Here is a 19,687-nt window from a genome sequence, read left to right as displayed (position 1 = left end):
GAGGCATCGGCAAGTGAAAGTCCCGTTCACCTGGAAGGTCACCGGGTGGTTCATGATCGGATGGTCACCCGAGTTTCCCGTCGGTGAGGTGCGGCCACTGCGGTACTTCGGCGAGGACCTGCTCGCCTATCGCGACGAGTCCGGCGAGCTGCACGTGCTCGAAGCTCACTGCAAACACCTCGGCGCGCATCTCGGCCATGGCGGCAAGGTGGTCGGCGACTGCGTGCAATGCCCGTTCCACGGTTGGCGCTGGGGTCCCGACGGCACCAACCGCTACATCCCCTACCAGCCGGATCGGCCCAATCGGGCGTTGAAGCTGCGGGTCTTCCCGGTGACCGAGCAATACGACTGCGTGTTCGCCTGGCACCACCCGCACGGTGAGCCGCCACAGTGGCAGATGCCGGATATTTTCCACAAGTTCCCGCAGTTCGAGACCGATCCGGGGGCCTACTACCGCGCGTATCCGGAGTTCTCCCGGCGGGCTGAGCGCGAACCCGTGCACCCGCAGATCGTGGCGGAGAACGCCCCGGACAGCGCGCATTTCGAGTATGTGCACCACGCGACGGTGACCCCGCGGGTGCTGGAATGGAAGATCGAAGACCACGAGTGGCAGTTCCTTGCCGGCTGGCCGAACGCGCACAGTGACGACCCCGAGGATCTGGCGTTGCGGTTCCACAGCCATTTGTTCGGCCTCGGCGGGGCGATCAGTGTCTTCGAGGGTGCCCAGAACCACCGGCTGATCTTCACCTGCACACCCGTCGACGATGAATGTTCGGACCTGTTCTATTCGATCTGGTGGCCCCGCCTGCCCGGCGACACCGCTGCTGTGCCTGAGGGGAAACTGCGCGAGACCATCGAACGACAGTTTCTGTCCACGGTATTCGACGACCTGGAGATTTGGCGTTACCAGAAGTACGTCGAACATCCGGCGTTGTCCAAAACCGACGCGAAAGGTTATATGGCGCTGCGCAAGTGGGCCACCCAGTTCTACGACGTGCCGGCATGAGGCCCGCACTCGCCGACGTCGCTGCACCCGGCCACACCGCCATCGTCACCCAGGAGTGCCAGGGAGCGGTGATGGGACCTGATGCCGGATTGGCGTTGCTGGCCGAGGAAGCACGCCGGGTAGCACTGCCCAACATCGTGCGTCTGCTGCCGGCGGCACGGGCCGCCAGGGTGCACGTCGTGCACTGCCTGGTGCGGCGCCGGCCGGACGGCCTCGGCTCCAACCACAACGCCAGGATTTTCGCCATGAGTGGTGGCGTCGACATCGCTCCTGGGACGTCCGGGGCGGCACTGCTGCCCGAAATGGGGCCGGAGCCAAGTGACTTGGTGTTGTCGCGCTGGCATGGTGTCGGGCCGATGGGCGGGACCGACCTCGACGCGGTGCTGCGCAACCTCGGTGTGTCCACCATTGTCGTGGTCGGTGTCTCGCTGAACATCGCGATCCCCAACCTGGTGATGGACGCCGTCAACGCCGCCTACCGCGTCGTCGTCCCGCGCGACGCCGTCGCCGGCATCCCGGCCGACTACGGGAACGCGGTAATCGCGAACACGCTGTCGCTGTTGGCCACCATCACCACCACTGATCAACTGCTCGAGGCATGGGCAGAAGGGACGCCATGACCGACACTACGAGCGACACCCGCGGCGGGTTTCCGGACATCCGGCCGTTGGATCAGCCGCCCGGGCTGGAGCGCTTCGTTACCGCGCTGCGCCGCCTGCAGGATCTGACCGTCTCCACCAAACCGGACCTGGCAGCCTGGGATGCGGCCACCGAATGTATCGAGAATGCCTGCGCGGTAGTGGAACAGCATCTGGTGCCCGAGATCGAGGCACCGGCAGGGCGCGTCCTCGAGATACCGGGACTGGGCCATCCGCTGCTGCCGCCGTGGACCCTGACCTATGCCGGGCCCGACGGTGTCACCATGGACGGCCACTTCACCCAGTCGCACGTCGGCGGCAACCACGCGGTGCACGGCGGCATGATCCCGCTGTTCTACGACTGGCTGTTCGGCATGGTGGTCACGGGCGCCGACATCCGTCCTACCCGCACCGCCTACCTGCATGTCGACTACCGCAAGATCACTCCGATCGAGGAGCCGCTGACCGCGAGTGGCCGGATCGAGCGAATCGAGGGCCGGAAGGTTTTCATCGCGGCGTCTATGAAAAGCTCTGACGGTGCGGCCCTCAGCCAAGCGTCCGGGTTGATGGTTCGCCTGCTACCCCACCAACCGTAGTCTCGCGAGGAGTCCTGTGCCCGAATTCACCGTTCCCGCGGTCGCGGCGGCCGTCGCCGCCGCGGTACCCGACCGCGAACTCGTCGTCCAGGGCGACCGGCGCTTCACCTACGCCCAGATCATCGAGCGGTCCAACCGGCTGGCCGCCTTCCTGCACGCACGGGGGCTGGGCTGTCACACCGAGCGCTCCGAGCTGCCGGGCCACGAGGTCGGCCAGGACCTGCTCGGGCTCTACGCCTACAACGGCAACGAATTCGTCGAGGCACTGCTCGGCAGTTTCGCGGCGCGCGTCGCACCGTTCAACGTCAACTACCGCTATGTCAAGAACGAGCTGCACTACCTGCTGGCGGACTCGGGAGCCACCGCGCTGCTCTACCACGCGGTGTTCGCGCCGCGGGTGGCCGAGGTGCTTCCTCAGCTACCGAAGTTGCGCGTGCTGATCCAGATCGCGGACGACTCGGGAAACGAGTTACTGGACGGCGCAGTCGATTACGAGAGCATCATGGCCGGTGCCTACGAGCCGCCGCCGGTGCAGCACTCCCCCGACGACTTGTATGTCCTCTACACCGGTGGCACCACCGGCATGCCCAAGGGCGTGCTGTGGCGCCAGGCCGACATCTTCATGACGTCCTTCGGCGGCCGCGATCTGGTGGGCGGACAGTTCGTAACTTCCGTCGACGAGATCGTGGCCCGGGTGACCGCAGGCCCCGGCACCAAACTGATGGTGCTGCCGCCGCTGATTCACGGTGCCGCCCAGTGGAGTGTGATGACCGCGCTGACCACCGGGCAGACCATCGTATTTCCCTCCGTCGTCGACCATCTGGACGCCGAGGACGTGGTACGCACCATCGAGCGCGAAGGCGTGGCGGTGGTGACGGTAGTCGGTGACGCGATTGCTCGACCGCTGGTCGCCGCGATCGAGAAGGGGATCGCCGACGTCTCATCGTTGTTCGTCGTCGCCAACGGCGGGGCGCTGCTGACCCCCTACGTCAAGCAACGCCTTATCGATGTGCTGCCCAACGCGATGGTGATCGACGGGGTCGGATCCTCGGAGACGGGTGCCCAGATGAGTCATCTGTCGACATCGGGCTCGGTGTCGACCGGAAACTTCACCGCCGGGCCGGACACTTTTGTTGCCGCCGAAGACCTTTCGTCGATCCTGACACCGGGTCACGACGGGATCGGCTGGTTGGCGCAACGCGGCTACGTCCCGCTGGGTTACAAGGGCGATGCGGCGAAGACGGCGGCGACCTTCCCGGTGATCGATGGCGTGCGGTATGCGGTGCCCGGCGACCGGGCCCGTCACCACGAGGCCGGCCACATCGAGTTGCTGGGCCGGGACTCGGTCACCATCAACTCCGGCGGAGAGAAGATCTTCGCCGAAGAGGTCGAGACCGCGATTGCCTCCCATCCGGCGGTGTTCGACGTGGTCGTCGCCGGGCGCCCGAGCGACCGGTGGGGACAGGAGGTGGTGGCCGTCGTCGCGCTGGCCGAGGGAGCACACGCCGAGCCCGAGGAACTGGTGGCCCACGCCGCCCAGTCGCTGGCGCGTTACAAGTTGCCCAAGGCGATCGTGTTTCGCTCGGTTGTCGTGCGCAGCCCGTCGGGCAAGGCCGACTACCGATGGGCGCGGGAGCAGGCTCTCAACCCCTAGCGATCGACGACTCCCAACGCGGATTGCGCACGCCGCTCGTAGAAAGCCCGGGCAGCATGGTCGATGTCGTCGAGAAACAGCGTGTCCGCGCCGATCCTCCTGTTGAACCACCGTCGGCCGCGTGCGCCGAGCATCGACACCACCGGCCCGACTAACCGGGCCGGCCGGGGTACCGACACCTGCGTGCGCGGTTTGTCCAGCGCCCCGACGATGGCGGCGGCCACCACATCGGGCTCAACTGGTCGGCCGACGCCGGACGCCTTGGTCCCGGCGATCAGATCGGTGCGGGTGAAGGGTGGCAATACGACGGTGACTTGCACACCGTGCGAGGCGAATTCGTCGGCCAGCGCCACGCTGAGCCCGACGACGCCGAATTTCGTGGCGGCATAGACCACCTGCCCCGGGATGGCCATCACGCCGGCCATCGATGCGATGTTGACGATGTGACCGCGACGCCGGGTCAGCATTTCCGGCAGTACCAGCTGACAACCGTTGAGTACGCCATAGAGATTCACCTCAAGGGCGGACCGAATGGCTTGTGCCGGTTGCTCGGTGAATGAACCCACGGGCATCACTCCGGCATTGTTGATCAGCACATCGATGCCGCCATCGCTGCCGGATTTGGCAAGGCTCAGAAAGTGTACAAACGAATCACGGTCCGCGACATCCAGCGGATAGCCCAAAACCGCACCGGCGCGGCTCAATTCCGCGACAGCGTCCCGGAGCGCGCCAGCGTCGCGGTCACCGATCACCACCAGCGCACCCCGCACCAGCAATGCCTTCGCCGTCGCGAACCCGATGCCCCGGGCGCCGCCGGTGACGACCACCGTTCGGCCGCGGACTCTGTCCATCCCGAACCCCCTACCGCAGTTCCTCGAGGATCGTCGCGATCACTTCTTTAGGCAGGCCGGCCGGAAATGCCGGCAGCACCCGGTCCACCGCGCCGTTGCACCGTTCCCGCAGCGCGACCGCTAGCCGGTCGACCGGCGCCACGACGGCGAAGGCGCCGAGCACCTCGTCGTCGATCAACGCACCCATGGCGTCCCAGTCGCCCCGACGTGACAACCGGTGCAACTCGGTGTGCAGGTCCGCCCAGCCGTGTAGGTCGAGTACGGTCAGGTAAGCCGGCGTGGACCCGTAGAACGCGATTTGTTTTCGCGCTGCCACGGCGGCATCGGACATTTCGCCTCCGGTGCGGCCCGTCACGACGAACACCGGGCACGACACCGCGACCTCACCGCGCGCGCGACCGGACCGCTGGAGCCCGCGTTGCAGCGCCGGGAGGGTCACCTCATCCAAGTACCGCGCGGTGGTGAACGCGTGGGCGACCACGCCGTCGGCGACCTCGCCGCACAGTTCGGTCATGGCCTCGCCCACCGCGGCGACGAAAACCTTTGGTGGCGCGCAGTTCAGCGGTTCCGGAGTGAACGTCGGCGTCATCAGCGTGTGGGTGTAGAAGTCGCCCTGAAAGCAGAGCCGGGTGCCGTGCTGCCAGCTGTCCCAGATCGCTCGTAGCGCGCAGATGAACTCGCGCATGCGCGGCACCGGACGGCTCCATGGCATACCGAACCGCTTTTCGATATGGGTCCGGATCTGGGTGCCCAGGCCCAGCATGAACCGTCCTACCGAGTAGGACTGCAGGTCCCAGGCGGTGTGCGCAACTGTCATCGGGTTGCGGGCGAAGGCCACCGCGATACTGGTGCCCAGTTCGATCCTGGACGTGTGCTCGGCCGCGAGCAGCATGGGTAGAAAGGGGTCGTGGTTGATCTCACCGGTCCAACAGCCGTCGTAGTCACGCCGTTCGAGTTCGGCGGCCACGCCGGGCGCCCGTCGCAGTTCCATGGGGATTCCCCCATCGATCTTGATGCCGGCGCGCTCAGAGGCACCGCTCATGCGTGTGGACGTTACTGTAATTAATTCGGTAGGGTCAACCGGTGCGTGCACTGGGTGAGACCATCCTGGGTGGCTGGCGATTGGAGTCTTTTGTCTCCCGCGATGCCGCGACCGGCGAGCTGCGGCATCCGTTCGGCGAGCAACCATCAGGCCTGATCCTCTACACCACCGACGGGCACATGTCCGCGCAGCTGACACCCGGGCCCGGTGGCGAATTCATCTCCTATGGCGGACGGTTCCGCGTCGATGAGGCCGCGGGCACGGTCTGCCACGACGTCGCGATCGCGACGATGCCGGAGTTGTTGCAGCGACCGCAGATTCGCAACGCGCAGGTCGACGGTGACCGGCTGACGTTATCGGCAAGCGTCACCTCGCCAGAGGGCACGACCACGCATAGCACCCTGGTGTGGCGCCGGGATCACACTTAGCGCAGCACCCGCACCGGCACGTTGCTCCAGCCCGCGACGTTTTGCATGTTGACCCGTCGGCAACCCGCCCAGTCGACCTCATAGCGCGGCATGAACTCGAGCATCCGTTCCAGCGCAATGGTGCTTTCCAGGCGTGCCAGCGCCGCGCCCAGACAACTGTGGATGCCGTAGCCGAGCCCGAGGTTCTGCGACTGGGTGCGGTCGCGGTCGATTTCGAAGGTGTCGGGGTCGGTCCAGGCCACCGGGTCACGGTTGGCCGACCCGCCCACCAGGAACACCGGTTTTCCGGCCGGGATGGTCTTGCCGTGCAGCCTGACTTCGCGGGTCGAGCGTCGCACGTTGTATTGCGCGGGCGCCTCGTAGCGCAGCAGTTCCTCGACCGCGAGCGGCACTTTGCTGCGATCGTCGAGCAGCTTGCGCCACTGTCCGGGGTTGCGGGCGAACACGACGGCCGCGTTGCCGATGAGCTTGGTGACCGTCTCAGCACCGGCGCCGCCCAACAACGTGGCGAATTCGGTGATCTCGACGTTGTCCAGCGGAGCCATTTCGCCGTTCTCGCGTTCGACCTCGGCCCGGATCAGCCGGCTCAGCAAATCATCGCCCAAGTTCTCCCGGCGCTGTTTGGTGAGGCGGTAGTAATAGATGGCCATGTCGACGGCGGACTTCAGACCGGCCTCGCCCATCTCGACCTCTCCCGGCGCGCGGTGCAACAGGTCGTCGATCCACAACCGGATCTGTTGGCGGTCGCCCTCCGGTACGCCTTGCATGGTGGTCATCACGTCGACGGGGAACAGTGCCGAGAAGTCCTGAACGAAGTCGAAACCGTCCGGGTCGACCCGCGATAGGTACCTGTCGACCACCTGGGTCACCAAGGGCCGCAACGCCTGAATAGCGCGAGGGGTGAACACCTTGTTGAGCAGGCCCCGCATGCGACGGTGTGCGGGCGGATCCATCGCGATGATCGACCCGTGCTTGGTCACCTGGCCTTTGCGCACCTGCGCCAGGTCGACACCGTACGCCGACGAGTAGGTCAGATGGTCCTTGAACGCGGTGGCGACATCTTCATGGCGGGTCAGCGCGTAGAAGTCGTATTCGGCACTGTAGTAGACGGGAGCTTCCGCGCGCATTCGCCGGTAGGTCACATACGGGCTGTTGAAGAATTCCTCGGAAAACGGGTCGAACACCACCGCGGCAGTGGTCACCGAAGGACCTCCGGTGCCTGGATACGGCGACGGATTCTGTTGCGCGGCAGCCAAAGCTGGCCGGAGCACCGATCCTCGGCCACGTTGCGACCTCTTCCCGATGGGCGTGGAATGATCAACGGTAATGGTTACAGTATTATAGTCAAGTGTCCTTGGCACCAGGGAAGCGAGAATCGCCGCAATGAAGGATGTCGCCATCATCGGCGTGGGCCTGCACCCCTTTGGCCGGTTCGAGGGAAAATCCGCGATGGAGATGGCCGTCGACGCGATCTTCGCCGCAGTAAAGGACGCCGGTGTGCGGTGGAGAGACATCCAGGCGGCGACCGGTGGGAGCTGGACGGTGGCCAATCCCGATGCGATCGTCGGCATGGTCGGACTGTCCGGCATCCCGTTCACCAACGTGTTCAACGCATGTGCCACCGCGGCGAGCGCGGCGAAGGCCTGCGCCGACGGAATCCGGCTGGGGGACTACGACATCGGGATCGCCATTGGGCTGGACAAACACCCACGGGGTGCGTTCACCGAAGATCCGGCCCTGGTCGGCATGCCGCGCTGGTACGCCGAGAACGGGCAATACCTCACCACCAAGTTTTTCGGGATGAAGGCTAACCGGTACCTCCACGACCACGGCATATCGCAGCGCACTCTGGCCAAGGTCGCCGCGAAGAATTTCCGCAACGGCGTGCTGAACCCGAACGCCTTCCGCCGCAAGCCGATATCCGAGGAGGATATCCTCGCTTCGGCGATGCTCAACTATCCGCTGACCCAGTACATGTTCTGCGCCCCGGACGAGGGTGCCGCTGCAGTGGTGATGTGCCGCGCCGACATCGCACACCGCTACAGCGACAAGCCGGTCTACTTGAAGGCGGCCGAAGTCCGCACCCGCCGATACGGCGCCTACGAGGTGAACACGACCTTCGCCCCGGTCGAGGAGGATGTCGCACCCACCGTCTACGCGGCGCGCGCCGCGTTCGAAAAGGCGGGTGTCAGTCCGGATGACGTGGACGTAATCCAGTTGCAGGACACCGATGCCGGCGCGGAAATCATCCACATGGCTGAATGCGGTTTCTGCGCCCACGGGGACCAGGAAAGATTGCTGGCCGACGGCGCCACCGAGATCAACGGCGCCATGCCGGTGAACACCGACGGCGGCCTGATCGCCAATGGGGAGCCGATCGGCGCGTCGGGCCTACGGCAGATCCACGAGATCGTGCGGCAACTGCGGGGCCAGGCCGGAGACCGTCAGGTTCCCGGCGAGCCGAAGGTCGGCTTCACTCAGCTCTACGGGGCGCCGGGCACGGCGGCGGCAACGATTCTGACCACCTGAGAGACGCGCCTGAGGCAACTCAGGGCATTACTGCTGCAGCTTGGGCCCCGCCGGTGTCTGGCATGAGACCGCGGCGCTCGCGGCATTGAAGCACCACCGCCGCGGCCACAACTACGCAAATCGCTGCCGGCACGATCAGCGCGTTGCCGCCCAAGCGGGCGCCGCTCAATATTCCGACGATTGCGCCGGTGAGGAACAGCAACAGCGTCGCGGACAGGATCGCAACCTTCCACTTGTCGATTCCGTGGTGACGGCTGCGGCCCAGCATGAGCCCGAGGTCGGTGACGGTGCCGGTGAAATGGGTAGTGCGGATAGACATGCCGCGAAAGCTTGAGGTGAGCCCGTTTTGCAGGCCGAGCGCCGCCGCTGCCAGCAACGCCTGGATTGCGGTCTCTTCGATTCCGAGAGCAGAAATTTGCGCCTTCACCGCCTCGATTTCGGATCCCACGGCGGCAAGCAGAAGCAGCGCGGCCTCGATGAGCAACACAGTGGCGTGCCGGGTGCTGCGAGGGCCTCTGGTGTAGGCGAGCACCGCCCCGGCGATGGCCGCTCCGATCAAGAATCCCAACAGGATGGCCACCAGCACATGACTCTCGTATCGCCACGGGTTGGCCGTGTCCATGCCAAGCTGAGTCGTGATGCCGGTTAGGTTGCCAACCGGAACGGCGAAGACCAGCAACGCCACCGCGTTGACGAATCCGGCGGCGGCCGCAAGCGCTGCACAGTAAACGAGCATCCGCCCTTGGGGTGGCAAATGACCAACGCTCATTAAGTACCCCTCCAAGTCTCACCTGCGCGATTGCGGGTTCATCGGCGCTGCCGGTGACCAATAGCAATGCTGCGGGGTGCGGCTTGGGGGATCCTTGAAGGATTCTTGCCGTCAGTGCGGCCGGGGTGTCGCTCGCTCAGGCCGGGGCACCCGGTCAGGACGCTTTAGTCGCGGGCGGCGCGTAGGAGGGCTTGCCGAGACCCAGCACATGCTGAGCGATCATGTTCCGGAAGACCTCCAACGTGCCGCCGTAAATGCCTGCCAGCGGGGCGAATCGGTAAAGGTATTCCGAGGTCCCGCCGTCCGCGGCCCCTTCGGACTCGATCGGTAGCACCGAGGCCGGGCCGGCGATGTCCATCAGATCGGGTCCGATGTCGCGCATCGTCTGTGCCTGCGCGACCCTGCCGAAGATGCTCGGCGTGGACAGCGCCGCCTCCAGCCGTGCGGCGCTGCGCCCCAACCGGTACGCCACGGATCCGTCGTCAATCGGCCGCGCCCCGTCGGGTCCCGGCCGCGCGGCCTTGGCCGCCACCGCGTCCACCGCCGCAGACATGAATCCAGTCTGGTGCTGCATGATAGCCACGTCCTGCAATCCATCCGGTGCCGCCGCAACGGCACCGTGCTCAGCGTCCAGCGGCCCGCGCAACACCGTCCAACCGCCGTTGACCTCACCGAGCAGATACTTGTCGTCGACCCGGACGTCGCTGTAGTAGACGATATTGGTCCGGTCGCCGTCGACGGTACGGATGCCCTGAATCTCGATACCGGGCAGGTCAAGCGGAACCAGAAACATGGTCAGGCTCTTGTGTTTTCGCGCCGTCGGATCGGTGTTGGTGATCAGGAACACGTACTGACAGTTGTGCGCGCCGGTGGTGAACATCTTCGAGCCGTTAATCACCCACTGATCGCCGTCGCGCACCGCCCGCGTCTTACAGGTCGCGACGTCCGAGCCGCCCTCGGGCTCGGTGTAGCCCAGACACATCCGCACCTCGCCGGTGAAGACCTTCGGCAGCACCTCCTCGACCAGTTCGGGCTTACCGAACGCGGCCACCGCCCGCGCCACCATCGCGGTGGTCCCCCACGTCACCCACGGCGTGTGCACCCGGCGTTTTTCCAGCTCCCAGATGCGGCGCCGGACGCGGGTGAACCCACCGTCGGCCGCCGACTTCCACTCCTTCTCCAGATAACCGGCGGCACCGATCGCCAGATGCACTCCCTCATCGAAATTGTCACCGGTTTCGCGGTCGCGGCGGCGAACCTCATCGGTCACGTGTTGGGCAAGAAAGGCCCGCACCTCGGCAAGAAAACCCCGGTCCTCAGCATTGAGTTCGACGCGCGCGAAATCCACTGCCTCAGGCTCCTTCTCGCTCGGCGACCAGTCGGCCCACCTGCTTGGCCGTGAGGCCCGGATCGCCCCCGGCCAGCGCCCATCCCCGGGCCCGGACCAGATACGCCGTCGCGGCTGCCTCCGAGGACACACCGAGGCCGCCTTGGATGTGCACCGCCATGGTCGCAGCCTTGGGCGCCTCTTCGGCCATGAACACGAACGCGCACCCGGGTAGTTCCGGGCGCTCATCCGGCTCGTTGTCGAGGAACCACGCGGCACGCCGGGCCAGGTTACGGCCACCTTGGACGGCAATTGCCATATTGGCCAAAGGATGTGAGATGGCCTGCAGTGTCGAGATGGGCACACCGAGGGTGTAGCGCGTCTTGGCAAACTCGGCGGCAATCGTCATGGTCTGCCCGACGAGACCGGTCAACGCCGCCGCGGTCAACACCCGCCATTCGTCGACGGCACGACCGTACGCGGAGATCGCCTCGGGGCCCGAGCCAAGCACCGTTCGTGAATCCGCAGCGTCCGGATCCACCCAGGCCATCGGAAACTGACCCAGGTTGGGCACCCGCGTCGGCCTGGTGGCGAAGGTCAGCAACGCCACCTCGTCGCCGTCCCGGACAATGAGGCCGTCGGCGATCGCCGCGGACGGGATCAGCCGCTGGCCCGACACGGGTTCCGGCGCAATTTCGATGCCGATGATGCGGTTGCCCTCCACCATCTCCGGCGCCACGGCGCCCAGCCGCTCGGCCAACCGCACCGCGCAGACATGGTCGATCCAGGGCACGGGCGCGAGCACCCGGCCGATCTCCTCTGCGACCAGCGCCAAGTCCACCAGCGTCGCGCCGTCCCCACCGGCCTGCTCCGCCACCGCCATCGAGGTGGCGCCCGTGGCGCACAATCGTTCCCACAGGCTCTTGTCGAATCCTGTCTCCTGGGCGGCCCACACCGTCTCGATTGGGCAGTGGGTCTCCAGCAGCTGACGGTAGGCGTCCTGCAGAGCCTTGTGGTCCTCGCTCAGGCTGTAGTCGACGCGGCGCAATTCGTAGCGATCCATCGTTACTGCTCCTGATTCTTCTCAGCGCCGAAAAAGAACTCGTTGGCGTTGTTGTACAAGTAGTTGTCCAGCACTTCGGCGGGTAGGTCTAGGGCGTTGGCCTCTGGAACGACGCGATGCTGGCGCAGCACCGGCCAGTCGGAGGCGAAGATCACCTTGCCGGGCCCCCGGGTGCGCATATAGTGAACGAGGCTGTCCGGCAGTCGTTTCGGCGACCAGGCGGAGGTCATCAGCCGCAGGTTGCGGTACTTGATCAACATCCGGATCGCGATGTCCCACCAGGGATCAGCGCCGTGGATCATGCACAGCTTCAGTTCGGGGAACCGCACGCACACCCGGTCCAAATGGATCGGGTTCTGGACCTCTCCGGGAATCGGCGGACCCGGCAGCCCGGTGTTGACACAGAGCGGCAGGCCGATCTCGGCGCACTTGGCATACAGCGGGTAATAGACGGCGTCGCTGGGCGGGTAGATGCCGTCGGCCCAGAAACTCGGGCCCACGACCGTGTACGCCACCGGTAGATCGGCGACCGTCGCAGTCAGTTCCCGTAGCGATGCCACCGGACGCAGCAGGTTGACGCCGCCGATGGCCAGGGCGAAGCGGTCCGGGCGCGCATCGGCGAACTTGCGCGCTGTGACCGAAGGCTTCGCGAGGTTGTCCATCAGGATGGCCTTCTGGACCCCCTGTTGGTCCATCTCGTCGAGCAGTTCGGCGAGATCCACCGGGTCGAACATCGACGCCGGCCCCTTGAAGTAGTCGTCGCGAACTCGCTTCATGAACTCGGGCTGCGCCTCGGTCTCCCCGAAGTGGACGTTGACCAGGCAATCGATCACGGGCCGGGCACCTTGCTGGCTCATTTTCCGGATATCCTTGCCATGCTTACCGTTTCAGCTTGTTGTTTGGCCCAGCGGTAGTCGGCTTTGCCGTTGCCCAGCCGGCGCACCCGATCTACCACGATAAACGCCTTGGGCACCTTGAACCCTGCCAACCCGGCCGCACAGTGTGTGCGCACCGCGTCGGGATCCAAATCGGCACCCGCACGCACTTGGATCAGCGCCACGACTTCCTGGCCCCACCGCTCGCTGTCGCGGCCGACCACGAGGGCATCTTCGATGGCGGAGTGCGCCCGCAGTATTTCCTCAACCTCTTCGACGAACACCTTCTCCCCGCCGGTGTTGACGACCAGCGAGTCCCGCCCGAACAGCCGCAGCGTCCCATCGGCGTCCACCGAGGCGCGGTCGCCCGATATCACCACCCGGCGACCCTCGACGACCGGGAATGTCTTGGCCGTCGCAGCCTCGTCGTCGAAGTAACCCAACGGAATTCGACCGGTGCGGGCTACCCAGCCGATCTGCGGTTCACCCGGTGCCAGAAACCGGCGGTAATCCTCCGACAGCACCAGGCCCCCGGCCCTGATCGTGAAGGTATCTGCCTGGGTGCCTTTGCGACTGTGCCCGAATCCCATGTTGCCGGTTTCCGAAGACCCGTAACCGTTGATCACGGTGATGTGCGGCAGGTACTTCAGTAGGGCCCGTTGATGTTTGACGTTGGTGGCGGCACCACCAGTGCCGATGGCGAACAGCGCGGACAGGTCGTAGTCGCGGCGGCCGAGCTCGTCGACCAGCGGTGCGGCGTAGGCATCGCCGACCATCGTCATCAGGCCGACCCTTTCGCGTTCGGCGATCGTCAGCACCGCCGCGGGATCAAACTTTCGCTGGGTGTCGTAGAGGACAGCCGTCTGCCCGGACAGGATGGCCGAGAACGCGGTCCACATGCCCGCGGCGTGCATCAGCGGGGATACCGCGAACCACGGCGCGCCCGCATTCTTCGCCCGCGCATGGATTTCCTCGACGCCGGCATGGTCGTCGCCATTCATCGACGCGACGTACATGTCGGCCTGCCGCCACAGCACGCCCTTGGGCCGCCCCGTCGTTCCTCCGGTGCAGATCATCAACAGGTCGTCCGGGGACGGCGCCTCGAGATGATCCGAATCACCCTGCTTTAGAGCATCTTCCAGGGTGACGGCACCCGCGAGCTCGGGAGATGGAGTGCCGTCGTCGATCGAAATCAGCAACTCTGCGCCGGCCGGCAACACGTCGGCAAACTTGGCGCCTAACGAGCGGTGATAGACGATGCCGCGCGGCCTGACGTAGGCCAGTAGCTCGGCCACTTCCCGCGGTGTGTAGTAGTGGTTGACGTTGACCGGCACCACCCGCGCCTTGAGGCAAGCGATTACCAGGTCGGGATACAGGTCGTTGTACATGATCAGCGCAACCCGGTCCTGACCGCATTCCCAGTTCCGTAGGGAGGCGCGCTCGGCGTGAGCGCCGAAACCCCGGTGCGCCAGAAAGTTAGCCAGTCGGCGCGTCCGTTCGGCGGATTCGGCGAACGTGCTGGAGCGGGTGCCACAGACCGTCATGACCCGATCGGGCACGGCGTCGGCGACCGCATCCAGGACGGCCCCGATCGTCCATTCACTCATCGGCGGCGCTAAACCGACGCTGCGATGTTCACACCGAGAAGATCTAGTGCGTTGTCTCGCATGACCTTACGGGTGTCTTCGGCACTGAATTCGGGGAACTGCGGGATGTCGGCGGTGAAGGCCATCGGATCGGCCAGCCCCTCACCGTGCGGCCAGTCGGAGCCGAACAGAATCTTCTCCACACCGATCGTCTCGGCGAGCAGCTTCACATCGTCCTCGTAGTACGGGGCGATCCAGACGTTGTTCTTCAGCTGCGCCACCGGGTCCTCCTTGAAATGGTAGGGGGCGGTATTCGCGGCTTTTTTGAGTCGCTTGATCAGCCGGTAGACGAAGTACGAACCGTTCTCGATGCTGGCGACCTTCAATTTCGGATGACGGGTGAAGACCTGATGCACGATCATCGAGGCCATCGAGTCGTGGATCGCCCGGTCGTCGAGGAGCACCTGGTCGAGCGGATCCTTCTTGCCGAATCCCTCGAAGGTGGCCTTGCCGCCCCACAACGCGTTGATCGCCAGATAACCACTGTCGCTCAAGTGGAAGCCAACGGGCACACCGGCTTCGGCGAGTCGAGCCCAGACCGGGTCGTGCACCGGGTCGCCCAGCGACCGTGGCCTGACCAGACCGGGCACCGGAGCCGGACGCACCAGCACCATCTTGGCGCCCCTGGCCAGGACAAACTCGACTTCCTCGACCGCCTTGGCCGGGTCGGCCAGCGAGATGATCGGGGCCGCGATGATCCGATGATCCGGACGGTCGAAACCCCAGTCCTCGTCGAGCCACAGATTGAACGCGTGCATCGAGGCCATGGTGGCGTCGATGTCCGATTTCAGGGCTTCCTCCACGCCGCAGGCGAAAGTCGGTAGCATGAATACGGTTTGGAGATTCTGAGTGTCCATGACCTTCACCCGGGCATCCCGATTCTGGTATTCGGGATGGTTCCCCAACCGGTCGACCTTCATCAACGACGCCGGGTCCACCCCTTCCGGGATCTCGCCGCGAAACAGCAGATCCAAGCATCCCGGTTCGATGATCGGGTCGAAGGTCGGGTTCGGGATGAACTGATTGATGCGTTCGCCGATCACCGCCCAGGTCCGCTTGCCGTCGCTCAGCATCTGCACGCCGCGGCGTTTGAACTCCTTCGGTAGGTGCCGAGTGAACGAGTCGATCGGTTCGTAATAGTGGTTGTCGACGTCAATCGCCTGGTAATCCAGCGTCGTCATCGCGGACGTCCTCTCAAATCTGCCGGTTCGCATAAGTGTCGTCGCTCTGAGCGGTCAGTGGTGGAAATCGTGGCGCGCGCTTCTCGAAGAAAGCGGTGATGCCCTCGATGAAATCCGAACGCGTCATTGACTCGTGCATCAATCGCTCGGCGGTGTGGCTCGTTTCGACGATCGGCAGACCTGCGTCGGCATAGAGCTGCCGTTTCATCACCGCCAGTGAACTCGGCGCGCAGTTCACCGCGATGTCTTCGGCGTACGCCAACGCCACGTCGAGCAACTGCTCACCCGGCACCACCGCCTTGACCAGGCCCAGTTCGCCAGCCTCCTCGGCAGTGAAGGTGCGACCGGACATCAGCAGGTCGACCGCGGCACCCCAGCCGGCCAGCCGTGGCAGGATCCACGAGATACCGTACTCCGCGACCAGCCCCCGGCGCGCGAACGAAGTGGTGAACTTAGCTCCGACGGCGGCGAAGCGGACATCGGCCATCAACGCCAGAGAGAGCCCGATGCCGGCTATCGACCCGTTGATGGCGGCGATCACCGGCTTGCGTAATTGAGTCAGAAAATACGGATGCTTCTCGGCCACCAGCGAGCTGACGTCGGTCTGGTTCGCCGACTCGACCGTCGTCGACGAGATGGAACCCAGGTCGCCCATGTCCGCGCCCACGCAGAACGCCGTTCCGTTACCGGTGATCACGATGACGCGCACGTCGCTGTCGGCATCCGCGATTTCCAAGCAGCGGAAGAACATCGACGTCAATGCCCCGCCCCACGCGTTTCGGCGCTGCGGGCGGTTCAGCGTGATCAGCGCGACGCCGGTCGGCGAGACCTCGTACAGCACCGCTTCCCCCGGCGCGGTCGGCCGTTCGGCAACCGCGCTGCCGTCGGTGCTCATCAGACCGTCCCCTCATCGTGCAACGCTCGCGCGACAACCGCCGAAGCAGGGCGCATGGTAGATACTGTATACCTATCGGTACTGCTTTCCGCAATGTCGGGCCGGCCCGGCTGAATGGGCAGGAAAGCCTGATCACGCTGGTTTTGCACCTGGAGCGTTTGGAGACCCGGGTGGCGCTGGAGTGCCTATTGGATCGGCTGACCGACATCGAGTTGGTCACCGACGACGATCCGCATATCGACGGCCAGCCATTCCGTTTCCCCACCGCACTGCCGGTAACGTTCGACTCGATGTGACGGGAGGCCAGATGACGATCAAGGTAATGGCGGGGATTCGCGTCCTCGAAGTTGCGCAGTTCACCTTCGTCCCCGCGGCCGGAGCCATCCTGGCCGACTGGGGCGCCGACGTCATCAAGGTCGAGCACCCGGTACGTGGCGACACCCAGCGCGGGTTTCTCAACATGGGCGGCATCCAGGTCGACCCGGACCGCCATCCGCTGATGGAGCATCCCAATCGGGGCAAACGCAGTGTCGGGATAGACATCTCCACGCCCGGCGGACAGGAAGTGATCTACGAGCTGGCCAAGAGTTCCGATGTGTTCCTCACCAATTACATGCCGGCGCAGCGTCAGAAGAACAAGTTCGATGTCGAACACATCCGAGCGGCGAATCCCGACATCGTGTACGCCCGCGGTTCGGCTTACGGCGACAAGGGATCCGAGCGTGACGTGGGCGGCTATGACGGCACCGCGTTCTGGACCCGCAGCGGCGTCGGCCACTCATTGACCCCCGCGGAGCTCGGCGGCGCACTGGGACAAGGCATTCCCGCTTTCGGGGATTCCATCGGCGGTATGTTCATCGCCGGCGGCATCTCGGCTGCGCTGCTGCATCGGGAACGTACCGGTGAAGCCGTCGAGCTCGACGTGTCGTTGCTGAGCACCGCGTGGTGGGCGGCCGGCGCGAGCGTGACCCAAGGGATGGAGACCGGCGAGGTGATGCGTTCGCACATGCCGGGATCCCTTGCCCCATCGGTGAACCCGTTCATGGGCAACTACCTGACCTCTGACGGCGGCACCATCAACCTGTGCATCATCAGCCCGACCGGCCTGATCCGCGACACCTTCGAACACCTCGGCATTCCCGAAACCGCCGACGATCCGCGCTTCTCCGAGGTGTTGCCGCTGATCCAGAACGCCGATGCGGCCGCGGAATTGATTGCTGAGGCGTTCGCCGCGAAGCCGTTTGAATATTGGCGTCAGCACCTTAAGACGATGCGCGGGCAGTGGGCTCCGTTCCAGAGCCTGCTCGATCTGGCTACCGACGACCAGGCCATTGCCAACGACATGATCGCCGAGGTCGAGGTGGCCAGCGGCGGCGCACCGTTCCGGGTGGTTCGTGGGCCAGTCCAGTTCAACCATGAGCCGCTGGAGACGACGCGGGCGCCGCAGGCGTCTGAGCACACCGAGATCGTGTTGATGGAGCTCGGGATGGACTGGGACCGGATCGCGGAGCTCAAGGAGTCGGGGGCTATCGCCTGACGTTTGATTGCACTGGCGCCGCGCGGTTGTCCACAGTTGGGCTTTTATCCACAGATTGCGATTTCGCTGGGACCGGGGCGGTGCCGCGTCACTAGCATCGAACCTATGTTCGAGGACGTGGATGATGCCGGCCTGATCGATGCCATGGCCGCCGGCGCAGCCGCGGAATCGATCGCCGCCGCCCGACGGTTGAGCGCGATCGCCGAACTGGTCACCCGCCACCGCGACGGACCCCCCGGCAGCGCCCGCTGGTCGTGCGACAACTGGGACATGCTGGCCGCCCAGGTCGCCGCCGCCCACCACATCAGCCACGCCAAAGCCTCCGCACAGATGTATCTGGCCTGCGCCCTACGCCACCGACTGCCCCGCGTCCAGGCCCTGCTGGGCGCCGGCACCATCACCGTGGGTCTGGCCAGCACCATCGTCTGGCACACCGACCTCATCGAAGACCCCGCCATCCTGGCCCGCCTCGATACCGCCCTGGCCGCCGACGCCACCCGCTACGGACCCCTGTCGGCCGCCAAAACCGCCACCGCCATCGACACCCTGATCACCCGCCACGATCCCGCCGCCGCACGCCGCACCCGCACCGCCATGCGCGGGCGCGACGTCATCATCACCCCCGCCACCAACAACACCGGCACCGCCACCATCTGGGGCACCCTGTCCGCGATCGACGCCGCCCTACTCAAACGCCGCCTCGAAGCGATGGCCCGCGACGTCTGCGGCGCCGACCCCGCACCCTGGGCCAACGCCGCGCCGATGCCCTCGGCGCCCTGGCCGCCGACGGCAAACACCTGGCCTGCACCTGCCACAACCCCGACTGCCCCCACCGCGAGCGCACCGACGCCCGCGCCACCTCCGTGGTCATCCACGTCGTCGCCGACCACACCAGCCTGGCCGCCGACCCCGACCCCCTGCACCACGGCGAACTCCCACCGCTCACCCCCGACTTCGGCCCAGCGCCAGACCCTGAACCCGAACCCGTCACCGGACACAACCCCGCCTACCTCGAGGGCGGCTACACCCTGCCCGCCCCCCTGCTGGCCGAACTCCTCGCTGCCGGCGCCACCCAAACCCCCCTCGACTCCCTCGCCCACACCACACCCGAACCTCGCTACCGCCCTTCGGCCGCCCTGCAACGCTTCATCCGCTCCCGCGACCTGACCTGCCGCTTCCCCGGCTGCGACGCCCCCGCCTGGACCACCGACATCGACCACACCATCGCCTACCCCTGGGGACCCACCCACCCCGCCGACCTCAAATGCCTCTGCCGAAAACACCACCTGCTCAAAACTTTCTGGACCGGACCACACGGATGGCGCGACCGCCAACACCCCGACGGCACCATCACCTGGACCGCCCCCACCGGCCACACCTACACCACCCAACCCGGCAGCCGCCTACTCTTCCCCACCCTGTGCCAACCCACCGAGCCACCACCCGCAACCCCCACCCCACCACCAGCGGCACCCCAGCGCACCCTCATGATGCCGCTACGCCGACGCACCCGCACCCAAGACCGCACCTACCGCATCCACACCCAACGAACCCTCAACCAACAAGCAATCGCAGCCACCAAACACACCAGAAAACAACCAATCTCACCACCCCCACCACCCGACAACGACGACCCACCACCCTTCTGAG

17 protein-coding genes and 2 pseudogenes are annotated in these 19,687 nt (G+C 65.6%); 9 read left to right on the top strand and 10 right to left on the bottom strand.

Annotated elements, in window-relative coordinates; all coding sequences use genetic code 11:
• Positions 1–13: 13 nt before the first annotated feature.
• The 4 genes from BN972_RS12235 to BN972_RS12220 are packed head-to-tail and all read left to right on the top strand — an operon-like array spanning position 14 to position 3,894.
• Positions 14–1,006 carry a Rieske 2Fe-2S domain-containing protein gene (locus BN972_RS12235; protein ID WP_036358062.1) on the top strand — a complete coding sequence of 331 codons (993 nt, stop codon included), beginning with the start codon at positions 14–16 and terminating at the stop codon, positions 1,004–1,006.
• Positions 1,003–1,626 (top strand): cysteine hydrolase, encoded by a 624-nt coding sequence (locus BN972_RS12230; RefSeq protein ID WP_036358060.1) that lies wholly within the window; start codon positions 1,003–1,005, stop codon positions 1,624–1,626. The genes BN972_RS12235 and BN972_RS12230 overlap by 4 nt, the downstream gene beginning before the upstream one ends.
• Positions 1,623–2,240, top strand: coding sequence for a PaaI family thioesterase (locus tag BN972_RS12225; RefSeq protein WP_036358057.1), 618 nt, complete (start codon positions 1,623–1,625; stop codon positions 2,238–2,240). The genes BN972_RS12230 and BN972_RS12225 overlap by 4 nt, the downstream gene beginning before the upstream one ends.
• A 16-nt stretch (positions 2,241–2,256) precedes the next feature.
• Complete coding sequence (locus BN972_RS12220; protein WP_036358055.1) at positions 2,257–3,894, top strand: acyl-CoA synthetase; 1,638 nt, start codon at positions 2,257–2,259, stop codon at positions 3,892–3,894.
• Here the strand turns inward: BN972_RS12220 and BN972_RS12215 are convergent.
• Together BN972_RS12215 and BN972_RS12210 are read right to left on the bottom strand one after the other, a co-directional pair.
• A complete protein-coding gene (locus BN972_RS12215; protein WP_036358053.1) occupies positions 3,891–4,745 on the bottom strand; it encodes an SDR family oxidoreductase in 855 nt (284 codons plus the stop codon). The two genes, BN972_RS12220 and BN972_RS12215, sit on opposite strands and share 4 nt — an antisense overlap.
• A 10-nt stretch (positions 4,746–4,755) precedes the next feature.
• The gene (locus BN972_RS12210) at positions 4,756–5,934 is read right to left on the bottom strand and encodes an LLM class F420-dependent oxidoreductase (RefSeq protein WP_080696822.1); all 1,179 of its coding nucleotides are present in this window, start codon (positions 5,932–5,934) and stop codon (positions 4,756–4,758) included.
• Between BN972_RS12210 and BN972_RS12205 the strand changes: the two genes are divergently transcribed.
• On the top strand, positions 5,829–6,215 hold the full coding sequence (locus BN972_RS12205; RefSeq protein ID WP_036358047.1) for a lipocalin-like domain-containing protein: 387 nt from the start codon (positions 5,829–5,831) through the stop codon (positions 6,213–6,215). The two genes, BN972_RS12210 and BN972_RS12205, sit on opposite strands and share 106 nt — an antisense overlap.
• Here BN972_RS12205 and BN972_RS12200 read toward each other — a convergent pair.
• Positions 6,212–7,417, bottom strand: a complete 1,206-nt coding sequence (locus BN972_RS12200; protein WP_036360717.1) for a cytochrome P450 — start codon at positions 7,415–7,417, stop codon at positions 6,212–6,214. The genes BN972_RS12205 and BN972_RS12200 overlap by 4 nt on opposite strands.
• Before the next feature lie 181 nt (positions 7,418–7,598).
• On the opposite strand from BN972_RS12200, the gene BN972_RS12195 reads away from it, so the two are divergent.
• Positions 7,599–8,744 (top strand): thiolase family protein, encoded by a 1,146-nt coding sequence (locus BN972_RS12195; RefSeq protein WP_036358044.1) that lies wholly within the window; start codon positions 7,599–7,601, stop codon positions 8,742–8,744.
• Positions 8,745–8,763: 19 nt separating this feature from the next.
• Here BN972_RS12195 and BN972_RS12190 read toward each other — a convergent pair whose 3' ends face one another.
• The 7 genes from BN972_RS12190 to BN972_RS12160 all read right to left on the bottom strand — a co-directional run bounded on the left by BN972_RS12190 (position 8,764) and on the right by BN972_RS12160 (position 16,500).
• The gene (locus BN972_RS12190; protein WP_051545396.1) at positions 8,764–9,513 is read right to left on the bottom strand and encodes a YoaK family protein; all 750 of its coding nucleotides are present in this window, start codon (positions 9,511–9,513) and stop codon (positions 8,764–8,766) included.
• 154 nt (positions 9,514–9,667) lie between these two features.
• Complete coding sequence (locus tag BN972_RS12185) at positions 9,668–10,861, bottom strand: acyl-CoA dehydrogenase family protein (protein WP_036358041.1); 1,194 nt, start codon at positions 10,859–10,861, stop codon at positions 9,668–9,670.
• A gap of 4 nt (positions 10,862–10,865) precedes the next feature.
• A complete protein-coding gene (locus tag BN972_RS12180; protein ID WP_036358038.1) occupies positions 10,866–11,903 on the bottom strand; it encodes an acyl-CoA dehydrogenase family protein in 1,038 nt (345 codons plus the stop codon).
• A gap of 2 nt (positions 11,904–11,905) precedes the next feature.
• Positions 11,906–12,760 carry an amidohydrolase family protein gene (locus BN972_RS12175; protein WP_036358033.1) on the bottom strand — a complete coding sequence of 285 codons (855 nt, stop codon included), beginning with the start codon at positions 12,758–12,760 and terminating at the stop codon, positions 11,906–11,908.
• Positions 12,757–14,385: an acyl-CoA synthetase gene (locus tag BN972_RS12170; RefSeq protein WP_036358031.1), complete on the bottom strand. Its 1,629-nt coding sequence runs from the start codon at positions 14,383–14,385 to the stop codon at positions 12,757–12,759. Before BN972_RS12170 ends, BN972_RS12175 begins: the two co-directional genes overlap by 4 nt.
• Before the next feature lie 8 nt (positions 14,386–14,393).
• Positions 14,394–15,605, bottom strand: coding sequence for an amidohydrolase family protein (locus BN972_RS12165; RefSeq protein ID WP_036358027.1), 1,212 nt, complete (start codon positions 15,603–15,605; stop codon positions 14,394–14,396).
• Positions 15,606–15,618: 13 nt separating this feature from the next.
• Positions 15,619–16,500 carry an enoyl-CoA hydratase gene (locus BN972_RS12160; RefSeq protein WP_036358024.1) on the bottom strand — a complete coding sequence of 294 codons (882 nt, stop codon included), beginning with the start codon at positions 16,498–16,500 and terminating at the stop codon, positions 15,619–15,621.
• 137 nt (positions 16,501–16,637) lie between these two features.
• Here BN972_RS12160 and BN972_RS28825 point away from each other — a divergent pair.
• The 3 genes and pseudogenes from BN972_RS28825 to BN972_RS31185 form a co-directional block, all read left to right on the top strand.
• Positions 16,638–16,796: pseudogene (locus BN972_RS28825) on the top strand (cytochrome P450); the annotation flags it as partial.
• Positions 16,797–16,822: 26 nt separating this feature from the next.
• A complete protein-coding gene (locus BN972_RS12150) occupies positions 16,823–18,037 on the top strand; it encodes a CaiB/BaiF CoA transferase family protein (protein ID WP_036360713.1) in 1,215 nt (404 codons plus the stop codon).
• Positions 18,038–18,142: 105 nt separating this feature from the next.
• Positions 18,143–19,686 (top strand): annotated as a pseudogene (locus tag BN972_RS31185) (DUF222 domain-containing protein).
• Position 19,687: the final 1 nt, after the last annotated feature.

Origin of the sequence: Mycobacterium asiaticum DSM 44297 (assembly GCF_000613245.1) — a bacterium.
GTDB classification, from domain to species: domain Bacteria; phylum Actinomycetota; class Actinomycetes; order Mycobacteriales; family Mycobacteriaceae; genus Mycobacterium; species Mycobacterium asiaticum.
Note: the sequence above shows the minus strand (reverse complement) of the source record. Positions and strands in the feature narration are given on the sequence as shown.